This window comes from Streptosporangiales bacterium, assembly GCA_009379955.1.
Lineage (GTDB): Bacteria > Actinomycetota > Actinomycetes > Streptosporangiales > WHST01 > WHST01.
The window spans coordinates 24,515-38,892 of the sequence record WHST01000009.1 but is presented as its reverse complement, the minus strand read 5'-3'; the positions used below and the strand labels follow the sequence as shown (position 1 = coordinate 38,892).

10 protein-coding genes and 2 pseudogenes are annotated in these 14,378 nt (G+C 71.8%); 7 read left to right on the top strand and 5 right to left on the bottom strand.

Annotation, left to right across the window (positions count from 1 at the left end):
- Positions 1 to 49 precede the first annotated feature (49 nt).
- The 4 genes and pseudogenes from GEV10_04445 to GEV10_04430 all read right to left on the bottom strand — a co-directional run bounded on the left by GEV10_04445 (position 50) and on the right by GEV10_04430 (position 3,997).
- A pseudogene (locus tag GEV10_04445) lies at positions 50 to 1,076 on the bottom strand (ATP-binding cassette domain-containing protein).
- The gene (locus GEV10_04440; protein ID MQA77720.1) at positions 1,073 to 2,110 is read right to left on the bottom strand and encodes an ATP-binding cassette domain-containing protein; all 1,038 of its coding nucleotides are present in this window, start codon (positions 2,108 to 2,110) and stop codon (positions 1,073 to 1,075) included. The pseudogene GEV10_04445 and the gene GEV10_04440 overlap by 4 nt, the downstream one beginning before the upstream one ends.
- Positions 2,107 to 3,024, bottom strand: coding sequence for an ABC transporter permease subunit (locus GEV10_04435; GenBank protein ID MQA77719.1), 918 nt, complete (start codon positions 3,022 to 3,024; stop codon positions 2,107 to 2,109). The genes GEV10_04440 and GEV10_04435 overlap by 4 nt, the downstream gene beginning before the upstream one ends.
- Positions 3,017 to 3,997 (bottom strand): ABC transporter permease subunit, encoded by a 981-nt coding sequence (locus tag GEV10_04430; GenBank protein MQA77718.1) that lies wholly within the window; start codon positions 3,995 to 3,997, stop codon positions 3,017 to 3,019. Before GEV10_04430 ends, GEV10_04435 begins: the two co-directional genes overlap by 8 nt.
- 268 nt (positions 3,998 to 4,265) lie before the next feature.
- Here GEV10_04430 and GEV10_04425 point away from each other — a divergent pair, with 268 nt between their 5' ends.
- From GEV10_04425 to menC, 7 genes and pseudogenes are all read left to right on the top strand, one after another.
- On the top strand, positions 4,266 to 5,867 hold the full coding sequence (locus GEV10_04425; GenBank protein ID MQA77717.1) for an amidohydrolase family protein: 1,602 nt from the start codon (positions 4,266 to 4,268) through the stop codon (positions 5,865 to 5,867).
- Positions 5,868 to 5,869: 2 nt separating this feature from the next.
- Positions 5,870 to 6,763 (top strand): annotated as a pseudogene (locus GEV10_04420) (serine hydrolase).
- Positions 6,764 to 6,796: 33 nt separating this feature from the next.
- Positions 6,797 to 7,705, top strand: coding sequence for a serine hydrolase (locus tag GEV10_04415; protein MQA77716.1), 909 nt, complete (start codon positions 6,797 to 6,799; stop codon positions 7,703 to 7,705).
- Positions 7,706 to 7,746: 41 nt separating this feature from the next.
- Positions 7,747 to 9,483, top strand: coding sequence for an ABC transporter family substrate-binding protein (locus GEV10_04410; protein MQA77715.1), 1,737 nt, complete (start codon positions 7,747 to 7,749; stop codon positions 9,481 to 9,483).
- A complete protein-coding gene (locus tag GEV10_04405) occupies positions 9,480 to 10,577 on the top strand; it encodes a M20/M25/M40 family metallo-hydrolase (GenBank protein MQA77714.1) in 1,098 nt (365 codons plus the stop codon). The genes GEV10_04410 and GEV10_04405 overlap by 4 nt, the downstream gene beginning before the upstream one ends.
- A complete protein-coding gene (locus GEV10_04400) occupies positions 10,574 to 11,476 on the top strand; it encodes a GNAT family N-acetyltransferase (protein MQA77713.1) in 903 nt (300 codons plus the stop codon). Before GEV10_04405 ends, GEV10_04400 begins: the two co-directional genes overlap by 4 nt.
- Entirely contained in the window at positions 11,473 to 12,582 is a 1,110-nt protein-coding gene (menC, locus tag GEV10_04395; protein ID MQA77712.1) for an o-succinylbenzoate synthase, read from the top strand. The genes GEV10_04400 and menC overlap by 4 nt, the downstream gene beginning before the upstream one ends.
- A gap of 97 nt (positions 12,583 to 12,679) precedes the next feature.
- On the opposite strand, the gene GEV10_04390 is transcribed toward menC, so the two are convergent.
- Positions 12,680 to 14,353 carry a PucR family transcriptional regulator gene (locus GEV10_04390; GenBank protein MQA77711.1) on the bottom strand — a complete coding sequence of 558 codons (1,674 nt, stop codon included), beginning with the start codon at positions 14,351 to 14,353 and terminating at the stop codon, positions 12,680 to 12,682.
- Positions 14,354 to 14,378 lie beyond the last annotated feature (25 nt).

Here is a 14,378-nt window from a genome sequence, read left to right as displayed (position 1 = left end):
GTCATTCAAGATAAATCCGAGTGTCTTAGTAGGTAATGATAGGTCTACGTCAGATGACGGGGACGACCTCCGCGTAGTGGCAAGCCGACGGGTGGCCCTGCCCGCGGTCCACGAGCTCGGGTACCTCCTCGACGCACGCCTGCTGCTCGTCCTCGGTGAGCTGCCCGAACTTCGGGCACCTGGTGCGGAACCGGCAACCGCTCGGCGGCCTGACCGGGTTGGGCACGTCGCCGCCGATCACGATCCGCTGCCGCGCCCTGGCCCGCTCGCGCCGGGGGTCGGGCACCGGGATGGCCGAGATCAGGGCCTGGGTGTACGGGTGTGCGGGCCGGTCGAACAGCTCGTCGCGGTCGCCGATCTCGACGATCCGGCCGAGGTACATCACCGCGACCCGGTGCGCGATGTGCCGGACGACGGAGAGGTCGTGGGCGACGAACAGGTAGGCGAGGCCGAGTTGCTCCTGGAGGTCTTCGAGCAGGTTGACGACGCCCGCCTGGATCGACACGTCGAGCGCCGACACCGGCTCGTCCAGCACGACGAGCTCAGGGCGCAGCGCGAGCGCGCGGGCGACGCCGACGCGCTGCCGCTGGCCGCCGGAGAACTCGTGCGGGGTACCTGTTGCCGTGCTCGGGGTTGAGCCCGACGGTGCGCAGCAGCTCGCGCACCCGGTCCTGCCCGCCCTGCGCGTACGTGCCGTGGATGCGCAACGGTTCGGCGATCGCGTTGGTGACCGTCACCCGGGGGTCGAGGGAGGCGTACGGGTCCTGGAACACGATCTGCATCCGCTGCCGCATCCGGCGCATGTCCCTGGCACCGGTGGCACCGAGCTCGTGGCCCTGGAACAGCACCTGGCCGGACGTCGGCCGCTGCAGGTTGAGCACGGCGCGTCCGGTGGTCGTCTTGCCGCAGCCGGACTCGCCGACCAGTCCGAGGGTCTCGCCGGCGTGCAGGTCGAACGAGACCCCGCACACGGCGTGGACGTCGCCGGTGGTCTGCCTGAGCAGGCCCTTGCCGCGGACGGGGAAGTGCTTGACGAGGTGGCGTACCGACAGCAGCGGCGCGACGGGCTCGGTCACGGCGCGCCTCCCGTGTCGTCGTCGACGGACGTCACGGCGAACACCTCGTCGGGTCGCCGACCTGCCAGGTCGGCGGAGAAGTGGCAGGCCGCGAGGTGGCCGTCGGACGCCGTGGGACGCAGCTCGGGCTCGTCGTCGCAGACGTCCTGCCGCATCGGGCAGCGCGGCGCGAACGGGCAGCCGGGCGGCAGGTCGAGCAGCGACGGCGGCGAGCCGGTGATCGGGACGAGCCGGTCGCCTCGCCGGTCGAGCCGGGGGAGGCTGCCGATCAGCCCGAGCGTGTACGGCATCCGGGGCTCGTAGTAGATGTCGTCGACGGCGCCGAGCTCGACCGGCCGGCCTGCGTACATGACGAGCACGCGGTCGGCGGAGCCGGCGACGACGCCGAGGTCGTGGGTGATCAGCACCATGGCGGCGTCGGTCTCGCTCCGTGCGGTCTCCAGTGCCTGCAGCACCTGCGCCTGCACCGTGACGTCGAGCGCGGTGGTCGGCTCGTCGGCGATGATGACGTCGGGGTCGTTGGCCATCGCGGTGGCGATGACGACCCGCTGCCGCATGCCGCCGGAGAACTCGTGCGGGTAGTCGCGCGCGCGTTCCCTGGGACGGGGAATCTGCATCATCGCGAGCAGCTCGACCGCGCGCTCGCGTGCGGCCGCGGCGCTGATGTCGTTGTGCGCCCGCACGGCCTCGGCGATCTGGTCGCCGACCGGGTAGACCGGGTTGAGCGAGGTCATCGGGTCCTGGAAGACCATCGCGATCCGGCCGCCCCTGACGCTCCGCATCTCCCGGTCGGACGCACCGAGCAGCTCCCGGCCGCGAAACCGTACCGACCCGCCGACCTTCGCCGACGCCGGCAGCAGCCCCATGACCGCCATGGACGTGACCGACTTGCCGGAGCCGGACTCCCCGACGATCCCGAGCACCTCGCCCTGCCGCAGGTCGTAGCTGACACCGCGGACGGCACGGACGAGCCCGTCCTCGGTCGGGAACGAGACGGTGAGGTCGGTCACCTCCAGGACAGGGTCGGTGCTCATGCGCGCACCTTCGTCTGGGTCGGGTCGAACGCGTCGCGCAGGCCGTCGCCGATGAAGTTGATGGTCAGCGCGATCACGACGATGAACGCGCCGGGGAAGTAGAACAGCCACGGGCGAGTACTCACCGCGGTGTCGGCCTCGCTGACCAGCAGGCCGAGCGACGTGTCGGGCGGCTGGACGCCGAGGCCGAGGAACGACAACGCGGTCTCGACCAGGATGGCGACGGCCACGAGGATCGTGACGTTGACGATGATCGGACCGAGCGCGTTCGGGATCAGGTGCCGGAAGATGATCCAGCGGTCGGTGGCGCCGAGGGCACGGCACGCCTCGACGAACTCCTTCTCCCGCAGCGACAGCACGACGCCGCGCACCACGCGGGACACGTACGCCCACTGCAGCGCCGCGATGACCAGCGCGACGAACCACCACGAGCCCGACGTGGCGCGGGTCAGCACGGCGGCGACGGCGAGCAGCGGCAGGGTGAGGACGAGGTCGGCGATCCGCATCATCACGCTGTCGGTGATGCCGCGGTAGTAGCCGGAGACCGCGCCCCACAGCGTGCCGACGAACCCGGCGAGGAGCGCGATGAGCAGGGCGATCTCGATCGACCGTTGGGTGCCGCGGAGCACCTGGGCGAACGTGTCGTGGCCGAGGTTGTCGGTGCCGAACGGGTGCTGCGGCGACGGCGGCACCGAGGCCGCGGACGTGATGTCGGTGTAGTCGTAGCGCCAGAGCGCCCCGCCGACGAACGCGAGCAGGACGACGGCGAGGAAGAGCACGAGGCTGACCACCGCCGCCTTGTGCCGCAGGAAGCGCCGCAGCACCAGCTCGCCCTGACTGCGCTGGCGTACACCTGTCTCTCGCGCGGCCGGTCGTGGTGTACGGCCGGCCACCGCCTCGGTGCGGTCAGTCATAGCGGATCCGCGGGTCGAGCAGGGCGTACAGCAGGTCGGCGATCAGGTTGAACACGATGACGGCGACGGCGACGACGAGCAGCCAACCGAGCACCGCGTAGACGTCGCGCTGCTCGACCGACGTGACGAGGAAGTCGCCGAGCCCGCGCCACTGGAACACGGTCTCGGTGATCACCGCGCCCGAGATCAGCGTCGCGAAGTCGAGTGCCGTCACGGTGGTCATCGGGATCAGCGCGGTGCGCAGCGCGTGCTTCACGATCACGCGGCTCCTGGAGAGGCCCTTGGCCCTGGCGAACAGGACGTAGTCGCTGTTCAGGACCTCGAGCATCGACGCGCGCTGGAACCTGCTCCACGCCCCGAAGGAGATCAGCGCCAGCGAGATCGTCGGCAGCACCATGTGGCCAAGCGCGTCGACGAGATGAGCCCACGGGCCGCCCTCGACGAGGACGGACTTCTCCCCGATCGTGTACACGACCTGGTCGCCGAGGAGGGAGTTGAGTGAGATCCCCGCCTGTTTGAGCAGGATCGCGAACCAGAACGACGGCATCGACAGGAAGAGGAACGCGGCGAACGTGAATCCGTAGTCGACGCCCGAGTACTGCTTCACCGCGCTGACGACGCCGACGACGACGGCGAGCACCAGTGCCAGCACGATGGCGAGGGCGATCAGCCGGATGGTGACGCCGAACCTGGTGGTGATCTCGTGGCCGATGTCCAGGTTGGTGCGCACCGAGGGACCGAAGTCGCCTCGCACGACGCCGGTGATCCAGGTCCAGTAGCGCTGCAGCAGCGGCTCGTCGAGGTGGAGGCGGTGCTCCTCGACCCTGATCACCTGCGGCGACGGCGGCGGGTTGCGGCCCTTGAGGTTGGCGAGCGGGTCACCGGACAGCGTCACCAGGAGGAAGACGACGAACGTCGACGCCACGATGACCGGGATGGCGACGAGGAGTCGGCGCAGCGTGAAGGTGAGCACGGGTCGGCTACCAGATCTCCCTCACCGCGGCGGCGCCGGTCACGCCGGCGAGCGACGCCTTCAGCAGGGTGCGCATTGTGGGGGTGCTCTCCACCTGGTCTCCCGTCGCTGTTACCGGCAGCGTGCACCGTTGTACCAGCGTGCACAGTCGTACCGGCAGCGTGCGCGAGCGTGACCGTCACGTCGTCGGCGTCTCACACGAAGAACCGGCCGCCCAGTTGTGCGGACGGCCGAAGCGGACCGACCCCGGCGGCCCCATGATGCTCTCATGTCGACGACCCTGGTGATCCGCGGTGGAACGGTCCATGACGGCGGCGGCGGGGACGGCCGCGTGGCCGACGTGCTCGTCGACGGCGACCGGATCACCGCCGTCGGTCCCGGCGACGACGTGCACGACGCGGCGGTGCTCGACGCGACGGGGCTGGTGGTCGCGCCCGGGTTCGTCAACGTGCTGAGCCACGCGTACTTCAGCCTGGAGCGCGACGGCCGCGGCCTGTCGGACCTCTACCAGGGCGTCACCACCGAGGTCTTCGGCGAGGGCACCTCGATCGGGCCGTTCACCGACGAGACGAGGGCGCTGCTCGAACCCGGCCTCGACGCCGACCACCCGTCGCTGGACTGGGATCGCCTTACGGACTTCCTGTCCCACCTGGCGGGCAAGGGCGTCGCGCAGAACGTGGCGAGCTTCGTCGGTGCGCACAACATGCGCATGCTCGGCGCGGGAGCGGACAACAGGCCGATGACCGACGCCGAGCTGTCGCGCGTCCGCGGCATCCTCGACGAGGAGATGGCCGACGGTGCGCTCGGGCTCGGCTCGGCCCTCATCTACCCGCCGGGCTGCTTCGCGTCCACCGACGAGCTCGTCGCGCTGTGCGAGGTCGTGGCGAGGCACGACGGCATGTACATCTCGCACATGCGCAGCGAGGGCGACCACTTCCTCGACGCGGTCGACGAGCTGATCGAGATCGGTCGGCGGGCCGGGTTGCACGCGGAGATCTACCACCTCAAGGCCGCGGGACGGCAGAACTGGCCCAAGATGGAGAAGGCGGTCGCGCGCGTCGAGGCCGCACGGGCCACCGGCCAGGTCGTGACCGCCGACGTCTACCCGTACATCGCCGGCCAGACCGGTCTGGCCGCCTCGATCCCGCCGGACTTCCACGAGGGCGGCTACGCGGCGCTCGCGGCCCGGCTACGCGACCCGGCCGAACGGGCGCGGATCCGCGAGGCCGTGGTCACCCCGTCCGAGCGCTGGGAGAACCTGTTCCTCGCCTCGGGGGGCGCCGGGGGCGTGCTGCTGCTCCCCGACCCGAACGGGCCCGCGGCCGCGCACCGCGGCCGCAGCCTGCAGTCCGTGGCCGACGGGAACGGCGCCGATCCGGTGGAGACGCTCCTCGAGCTGGTGGAGCAGGAGCCGTCGATCGACGCGATGTACTTCATGATGGACGAGGACGTGCTGCGCACCGCGCTGCGCAACCCGTGGGTCTCGGTCGGGTCCGACGCCGCCTCCCTGGCCGCCGAGGAGCCGTACACCGACGCCGCCGCGCACCCGCGGACGTACGGCACGTTCGCCCGCATCCTCGGCAGGTACGTGCGCGAGCAGTCCGTGCTCTCCCTCGGCGAGGCGGTACGCAGGATGACGAGCCTGCCCGCCGGCAACCTCGGCCTGCGCGACCGCGGCCTGCTCGCGCCGGGCAAGCTCGCCGACGTCGTCGTGTTCGACCCCGACACGATCGCCGACCACGCGACGTACGAGAACGCGCACCGATACGCGTCCGGCGTCCGGCACGTGGTGGTCAACGGCGAGACCGCGTTCGCCGACGGTACGCCGACCGGCCGGTTGGCCGGTCGTGCGTTGAAACGTGGGAGGTAGCCGTGGCAGCCCCTTCGGGATCCGTCACCGAGGCCGCGCCGTTCGCGGCCGCCGTCGAGGAGGCGCTCGACGCTGTCGGTGCGCAGGGCTGGGTGCACGCGGTCGACCTCGACGCCGGCACCGAGGTCGGTTATGGCGACGACGGGCTCGTCGTGCTCGCCAGCGTGTTCAAGATCCCGGTGCTCGTCGAGCTGTTCCGCCGGTTCGGTGACGGGCGCCTTGACCCTGCCACGCGTATCGACGTGCCCGTCGAGGGGCGCTCCGATGGCCCGACCGGCCTGTCGGTCATGGCCGACCCCGTCGAGCTGTCGCTGCGCGACCTCGCGTACTGGATGATGAGCGTCAGCGACAACGCCGCCACCGACGTGCTCGTCGACCTCCTCGGCACCGACGCGATCAACGCCACCCTCCGCGAGCTCGGCCTGACCACGACACGGGTCGACGGCACCTGTGACGACATCTACCGGATGCTCGCCGAGGACGCGCCGGACGGCGAGGGCGGCGACGTCGACCTCGCGCGGCTGCGCGACGCCCGGGCGATCGACCCGGAGCGCACCCTGCAGGCCGGCACCCCGCGCGAGATCACCCGCCTGCTGGCCGCGATCTGGGACGACACGGCCGCGGCTCCGCGGGCGTGTGCGGACATGCGCCGCGTCCTCGGCCTGCAGGCGTGGCCGCACCGGCTGCGCAGCGGCTTCACCGAGACCGGGGTGCGGGTGTCCGGCAAGACCGGCACGCTGCCGTTCTGGCGCAACGAGGTCGGCGTCGTCGAGGACAGCACCGGCCGCTACGCGGTCGCGGTGTTCCTGCGTACCGCCGACCACGAGTACCGCAGGCCCGACGTCGACGCATGCATCGGGACAGTGGCCAGGCTCGCCGTCGACCACGTGCGGTCGGCCGGCCCGTTCGACTCGCTCGCCCGCAGGCGGGTGCTCGCCTCCGCCACCGCGTCGACACCCGGGGAGATCCGCGAGCGCGTGAGCGAGCTCGGCGTCGAGATCTGGCTGCACGCGCGCGACGTCGACAGCGGCAAGGCGGTCGGCGTCGGCGAGTCCACGCCCGTGGTGACGGCGTCGGTGTTCAAGGTGCCCGTCGCCGTCGAGCTGGCTCGGCAGTCGGTGGCCGGCGACGTCGACCTGACCGAGCGGATCACCGTCGGCGAGGACGACGAGGTACCGTCGCCGTTCGGCCTCGCCCCGCACCGCGACGACGTCGTGATGTCGTACCGCGACCTCGCCCTGCTGATGATGGTCATCAGTGACAACGTGGCGACCGACCTCGTCCTTGGCAGGGTCGGCAAGGACCGGGTCGCGTCACTCCTCGCGGAGCTCGGGCTCGTCGCGACCGCCGTTCCGCAGAACTGCAGCGAGATCCTCGGCAGCATCGAGGACGACCTCGACATCAGCTACCGCGACGACGAGCGGGAGCTCGCCGCCGTCCCGCTCGCCCGTCTGCGGGCGCTCCGGGCACTGAACCCCGACGACACCTGCCGCACCACGCCCGAGGAGATCACCCGGCTGCTGGCGCTCATCTGGCGCGACGAGGCGGCGCCGCCCGAGGCGTGCGCGCTGGTACGGCACTGGATGGGCAACCAGATCTGGCCGCACCGGCTCACGAGCGGGTTCCCCGGTGACGACGTGGTGGTGAGTGGCAAGACCGGAACCCTGCCGCTGGTCCGCAACGAGGTCGGCGTGGTCGAGTACCCCGACGGCGGCCGGTACGCCGTCGGCGTCTTCACCAGGGCCGACGACCCCGCACCCAACGCCCCGCACCTCGACGCGGTGATCGGCTGGGCGGCGGCGCAGGCCGTCGCGCAGCTGCGCGGCGAACGTCCGTGACCCCTTCGACTTCCGACGACCGACACCACTGGAGCCCGACCATGGCCCGACGCTTCAAGACCGGACTGACCTTGACGGTCAGCCTCGTGTGCACGACAGGCCTGCTGCTCGCCGGCTGCGCCGGTGGTGGTGCGACGTCCGACGACGGCAAGGTCACCGGCGACGTGAACACGGCGAACACGGTGAAGGAGGTCGGCGAGGGCGGGACGGCGACGTACACCATCACCTACCCGATCTCGAACTGGAACGTGCTGAACACCGGCGGCTCGACGTACTCCGTCCTCGACATCGCGAGCGTCCTGCTGCCCAGCGTCTTCCCGATCGAGCCCGACAACACGCCGAAGCTCAACTCCACCCTCGTGACCAGCGCGAAGAAGGTGGGCGACTCTCCGCAGACGTTGCGATACACCATCGACCCGAAGGCGACCTGGTCAGACGGCGAGCCGATCACGGCAGACGACTTCACCTACACCTGGCGCGCCCTCGACCCGCGCGAGTGCCCGAAGTGCCAGGCGTCCAACACCGCCGGCTACGACCGCATCGCGTCGGTGAAGGGCACGGACGAGGGCAGGACCGTCACCGTCGAGTTCGACAAGCCGTACGTCGACTGGCAGGCGTTGTTCACGCCCATCCTCCCGGCGCACGTCGCTGAGAAGTACGGGCCGACCGACACCGCAGCGGGTCTGGAGAAGAGCTTCAACGAGGGCTTCGCCAAGAACGTCCCCAAGGTCTCCGGTGGCCCGTTCCGGATCAAGGAGTACACCTCCGACGGGTCGGTCGTGATGGTGCGCAACGAGAAGTGGTACGGCGCGAAGCCGCATCTGGAGAAGCTCGTCTTCCGCCTGATCACCGACGTGGCGCAGCAGCCGACCTCCCTGGCCAACCAGGAGGTCGACGCCATCTACCCGCACCCACAGGTCGACATCGTCGAGCAGATCGAGGAGCTGCCGAACGTCAAGTACCAGGTCACGCCCGGCGCGTCGGTCCACAACATCTGGCTGAACCTCAACGCGGCACCGATGAAGGACAAGGCGCTGCGCAAGGCGATCTTCCAGGCCGTGAGCGTCCCGCAGGTCATCGACAAGACGATCGGCCAGTTCGACGAGAGCGCGAAACCGTTGAAGGGCCACATGTTCCTGCCCGGCGCGCCCGGATACGAGGACGCGGTGAGCAAGTACGAGTACGGCATCGGCGACGTCGAGAAGGCCAAGCAGACCCTGACCGACGCCGGGTACACAGGGGTCGGTGAGAAGGTCGTCGACCCGGACGGCAAGGCCGTGCCGACACTGCGCTTCGCGGTGCAGGCGGGCGACAAGCTGCGGACGAGCGAGGCACAGCTGGTCAAGGCAGCGCTCGCGCCGGTAGGCGTCGACGTGCAGATCGCCACGGTCGCCAACACGGTCGACGCCGTGCAGGAGGGCAACTGGGCGATCACCGTCGGCACGATCACGTCGTCGCCGTTCGCCGCGACCACCAACGTCCCGTACTACCTGGGCTGCCCGAAGGGCGTGACCTTCTGCCGGTTCAACCTCGGCAACTACGGCAACCCGAAGGTCGACGACCTGCTCAACGCGGCACTGTCCGCCCCCACCGCCGAGGCGGCGGCGAAGAGCCTGCAGGAGGCCGACGACATCGTCTCCTCCGACTACGCGGTGCTGCCGCTGTACCAGAACAGGTCGTTCCTCGCGTACGATGCGAAGCTCGGCAACATCCGCGACAACAGCCTGTCGTTCCCGACGTACAACACCGAGCAGTGGGGACTGCTGGGCGAGTCATGACAGACCTCAGGGGGATGCTCGAAGACCTCGAACGGCTGATCTGCTGCGAGTCGCCGTCCTCGGACGTCGAGACACTCCACCGGTGCGCCGACGTGCTGGCCGAGATCGGTACGGCGCGGCTGGGCGCGGCGCCGTCGCGCAGCGAGGTCGGCGGCAAGCCGGTGCTGCGGTTCGGGCCGCCCGACCCCGTCGTGCTGCTGCTCGGCCACCTCGACACCGTCCACCCGCTGGGCACGCTGGCGGCGGTGCCGTACCGCGTCGACGGCGGACGCGTGTACGGGCCAGGCGTGTTCGACATGAAGGCCGGCCTCGTGCAGGCGCTCCACGCGATGGCGGGCGCGGAGCACCGCGGCCGGATCGGCCTGCTCGTCACCTCCGACGAGGAGCTCGGCTCGCCCGGCAGCCGGCCCGTCATCGAGGACGCCGCACGCGGTGCCGCGGCCGTCCTCGTGCTCGAGGCGAGCAGTGAGGGCCGGCTCAAGACCGTGCGCAAGGGCGTCTCGAACTACGAGCTGGTGCTCACCGGTCGTGCCGCCCACGCGGGCCTGGAACCGGAGAAGGGCGCCAACGCGTGCCTCGGCCTCGCCCACGCCGTGATCGCGGTCGCCGCGCTCGCCGACCCGGGCGCGGGCACCACGGTCACGCCGACGGTCGCCTCCGCGGGCACGACGTCCAACACCGTTCCCGACCGGGCGTCGCTGCTGGTCGACGCCAGGGCGGCGACGGTCGCGGAGCAGGAACGCGTCGACGCCGCGATGCGCGCGTTGCCGAGCGCCGTCCCCGGCGTCGGCGTCGAGCTGCTCGGCGGGATCAACCGCCCGCCGCTCGCCGCCGAGGCGTCCGCGCGGCTGTTCGCCCTCGCTCAGGAGGTGGCCACGGAGCTCGGAGCACCGCCGCTCGAAGGTGCACACGTCGGTGGCGGTTCCGACGGCAACTTCACCGCCGCGCTCGGCGTCGACACGCTCGACGGCCTCGGTGCCGTCGGCGACGGCGCGCATACGCACCACGAGTGGGCCGATGTCGCCGAGCTGGGCGAGCGGATGCGCCTGGTGTCACGGCTCGCCGACCGGATCGTCGGAGGCGGGCGCGGATGAGCGGCACGGCGCAGGACCCGACGCTGACCCGGCCCGAGCTCGCCGAGGCGCACGCCGCGGCCGACGCCGTCGCGCGTGCCGGCGGTCTCACCGTCAGGGAGCTGACCGAGCCGCCCGAGCACCGCGAGGCCGAACGGCTGCTCAGCCACGTGTGGCGCACCGATCCGAGCAGCCCACCGGTCTCCGGCGACGTGCTACGTGCCCTCGCCCATGCGGGCGCGTACGTCGCGGGCGCGTTCCTCGACGGCGGTCTCGTGGGGGTCACCGCCGCCTTCCTCGCCCACCACCCGGGCGGCGGGGCCTGGGCCGAGCTGCACTCGCACATCACCGGCGTCGCGCCGCGGGTCCAGGGTCGGCGGGTGGGGTCGGCGCTGAAGCTGCACCAGCGGGCGTGGGCACTGGAGCGCGGCATCGACACGATCGCGTGGACGTTCGACCCGCTCGTGCGCCGCAACGCGTATTTCAACCTCACCAAGCTCGGCGCCCACGTCGCGTCGTACCTCGTCGACTTCTACGGCGACATGGAAGACGGGGTCAACGCGGGCCAGGGCAGCGACCGCCTGCTGGTCAGCTGGCCGCTGCGCGCCCCGCACGTGGTCGCGGCGGCGGCCGGGCGTCCCGTGGACCCGCCGGACGTCCGCGTCGCGGGTGGCGCGGTGCTTCTCGACACCGACCAGGACGGGCGGCCGCGGCCGCACTCGCCGGCACCGTCGGACACCGTGCTGTGCGCGGCGCCCGCGGACATCGAAGGGCTCCGCCGTACCGATCCCGCAGCTGCCCAGGAGTGGCGGTACGCGGTGCGCGAGGTGTTCCTCGGCGCACTGGCGGACGGCCGCCGGGTCGCCGGCATGACGCGTGCCGGATGGTACGTGCTGACCACGAAGAGGGAGTCGCGATGAAGATCACCGGCGTGGAGCTGCGACGGGTGGGGCTGCCGCTGGTCGCCCCGTTCGAGACGTCGTTCGGCAGCCAGACCGACCGCGACATCCTGCTGCTGCGCGTCGCCACCACCGAGGGCGAGGGGTGGGGCGAGTGCGTGGCGTTGTCGGAGCCGGTGTACTCGCCGGAGTACGTCGAGGGGGCCGTCGACGTGCTGCGCCGCTTCCTGCTCCCCGCGCTCGCCGCGGCGGGACCCGTCGACGCGCCGCAGGTCGCCGAGGTGCTCGCGCCGTTCCACGGGCACCCGATGGCCAAGGCGGCGCTGGAGATGGCGGTGCTCGACGCCGAGCTGCGCGCGGCGGGCATGTCGTTCGGCGGCTACCTGGGTGCGGTGGCACCGTCGGTCCCCGCGGGCGTGTCGGTCGGCATCATGGCGTCGACCGGTGAGCTGCTCGACGCGGTCGGTGCGTACCTGGCCGAGGGCTACGTGCGCATCAAGCTGAAGATCAAGCCGGGCTGGGACATCGAGCCGGTGCGGGCGGTGCGGGAGCGCTTCGGCGACGACCTGCTGCTGCAGGTCGACGCCAACACCGCGTACCGGGTCGGGGACGCCAGGCACCTGGCGCGACTCGACGACTTCGACCTCGTCCTCATCGAGCAGCCGCTGCCCGAGGACGACGTCCGCGGCCACGCGGTCCTCGCCGAGCTCATCGAGACCCCGGTCTGCCTCGACGAGTCGATCACCTCGGCCCGCTCGGCCGCCGACGCGATCGCCCTGGGCGCCTGCTCGATCGTGAACGTCAAGCCGGGACGCGTCGGCGGCTACCTGGAGGCCAGGCGCGTCCACGACGTCTGCGCCGCACACGGCGTACCCGTCTGGTGCGGCGGCATGCTCGAGACCGGCATCGGTCGAGCCGCGAACGTCGCGCTGGCGGCGCTGCCCGGCTTCACCCTGCCGGGCGACACCAGCGCGTCGGCCCGCTACTACGCCCGCGACGTCACCGCGCCGTTCGTCCTCGACGGCGGCCACGTCGCCGTGCCCACGGGCCCCGGCCTCGGCGTGGACGTCGACCTCGAGTTCCTCGACGAGATCACCACCGCCAAGGAGTGGATCCCGTTCCCCTAACGCCTGGGGTCCCCAGCGGTGGTCCTGGCCCCTGCCGGGGTCCCCGGCGGTGGTCCTGGCCCCTACCGGGGTCCCCAGCGGTGGTGCTGGTCCCGGCTCAGCGGGGCCCGGCGAGGCGGTGCAGGCGGAGCTGCAGGGTGGCCGCGAGCCGGGCGTCCGGGTCGTCGAGGTCGAGGCCGCTGATCTCGCACAGCCGGCGCAGCCGGTACCGGAACGTGTTGGGGTGCACGTGCACCGCGGCGGCCGCGTCGGCGACGTTGCCGAACGCGTCGAGGTAGGCGAGCAGGGTGTCGACGAAGCCGATGTCGTGCTTGTCGTCGTACTCCACGAGCGCGCCGAGCCGGCCGAGGTACAGCTCTCCGTCGTCGACGACGAGGTCGGCGAGGCGGAGCAGCAGCGACTCGACCTGGACGTCGCCGAAGCACGCGATGCGGCGGTCGCGACGGTCGGCCGGTGCCAGCTGCCTCCGGCGGTCTTGCGACTGTGCCAGCTGCCTCCGGCGGTCTTGCGACTGAAGCACCCGCAGCGCCCGGTCGGCGTCGCGGCGCGAGTGCGCGACGTCGGCGAGGGCGCTGGTGACCCGTCCCACGCCGATGACCGCGTCGGTGCGCGGGCCCACGCGGGCGAGGAAGTCCTCGGCCAGCCGGATGACGGTCCTGGTGCCGTCCTCGTCGCCGGCGCCCACGGACAGCACGACGTAGGTGACGCCACCGACGAGGGCGGCGGCCGAGCGCGGATGCACCGCGGCGAAGTGCAGGGCGAGGGCGTCGCGCAGCCGTTGGGTCGCCGCCTCGGTGCCGGCGACGTCGCCCGCGACGACCTGCGCCGCCATCACGCAGTGCCGGCCGTCGGCGAGCCCGAGCCGGTTCGCCGCCTCGGCCGCACCAGGACCGCCCTCCAGGACGGTCGCCAGCAGGTCGGCACTCAGCCGGCGCTCCACGTCGGCTCCCGCCCTGGCACGCAGCATGTGCAACGCCACGACCTTGGCCGAGTCGGCGAACGCCGCCATCCGTTCGGCGGACAGCGGCCCCCGTACCGCGGCCCACATCGACCCGAGCAGCTCGTCCCCCGCGCGGACGGCGATCGCGACGCGCGGCAGCATCTCCTCGGTGAGCGGCTCGAGGTACACCGGCGCGTCCCCCTGGAAGATCCGCCGGAACGCCCCGCGCTCCTCGAGCATCTGCAGGTGCCGGTCGGGTACCTGCCGGCCGAGGATGGTCTCGACCCGTCCGGAGTCGGTCTCGTCCTGCCGCCCGGAGAACGCGAGCACCCGCGACGCGAGGTCCTCGATCGTGACCGGTGCGTCGAGCAGGGCGCCCACCGCGTTCGCGAGCGCGAACAGGTCTCCCGCGGGGGCGCCGGCGAGGTCGTCCGTCCCGCCGGCGACGTCACGGCTCGCGAGGGGCGATGCGCGGAGGATCGTCGCCACGTGCGACCAGGAGGCGGCGCGGGTGAGGCCGAGCAGCGCCACGCCGGTGTCCGCGACCGCGGCGACGACCGCCGGGTCGGGCGTCACCGGGTGCTTGACGACGAGGCCCACGGCGCGGGCGGCGCCGAGCCGCCGCAGCAGGTCGAGGATCGCCGCTGTGCCGTGCACCCCGACGCCGAGCACCAGTTCGCCCGGCTCGATCGTGAGCTCGTCGACCGGGTCGTAGATCGCCACGCCGGTGACCTTGCCGTCGAGGTCACCGGGGGACGCGACGACGTCGAGCAGCGTGCGACCGAGATCATCGAGCAGCCGGGAGAGCCGCGACCTCGCTTGTGTGCCCATCGCGAGCGATCCTAGGAGGTCGGTG

Coding starts and splice junctions, on each gene's coding strand:
- GEV10_04440 (MQA77720.1), bottom strand. CDS start 2,110: ATGAGCACCGACCCTGTCCTGGAGGTGACCGACCTCACCGTCTCGTTC.
- GEV10_04410 (MQA77715.1), top strand. CDS start 7,747: ATGGCCCGACGCTTCAAGACCGGACTGACCTTGACGGTCAGCCTCGTG.
- GEV10_04390 (MQA77711.1), bottom strand. CDS start 14,353: ATGGGCACACAAGCGAGGTCGCGGCTCTCCCGGCTGCTCGATGATCTC.
- menC (MQA77712.1), top strand. CDS start 11,473: ATGAAGATCACCGGCGTGGAGCTGCGACGGGTGGGGCTGCCGCTGGTC.
- GEV10_04405 (MQA77714.1), top strand. CDS start 9,480: ATGACAGACCTCAGGGGGATGCTCGAAGACCTCGAACGGCTGATCTGC.
- GEV10_04435 (MQA77719.1), bottom strand. CDS start 3,024: ATGACTGACCGCACCGAGGCGGTGGCCGGCCGTACACCACGACCGGCC.
- GEV10_04425 (MQA77717.1), top strand. CDS start 4,266: ATGTCGACGACCCTGGTGATCCGCGGTGGAACGGTCCATGACGGCGGC.
- GEV10_04400 (MQA77713.1), top strand. CDS start 10,574: ATGAGCGGCACGGCGCAGGACCCGACGCTGACCCGGCCCGAGCTCGCC.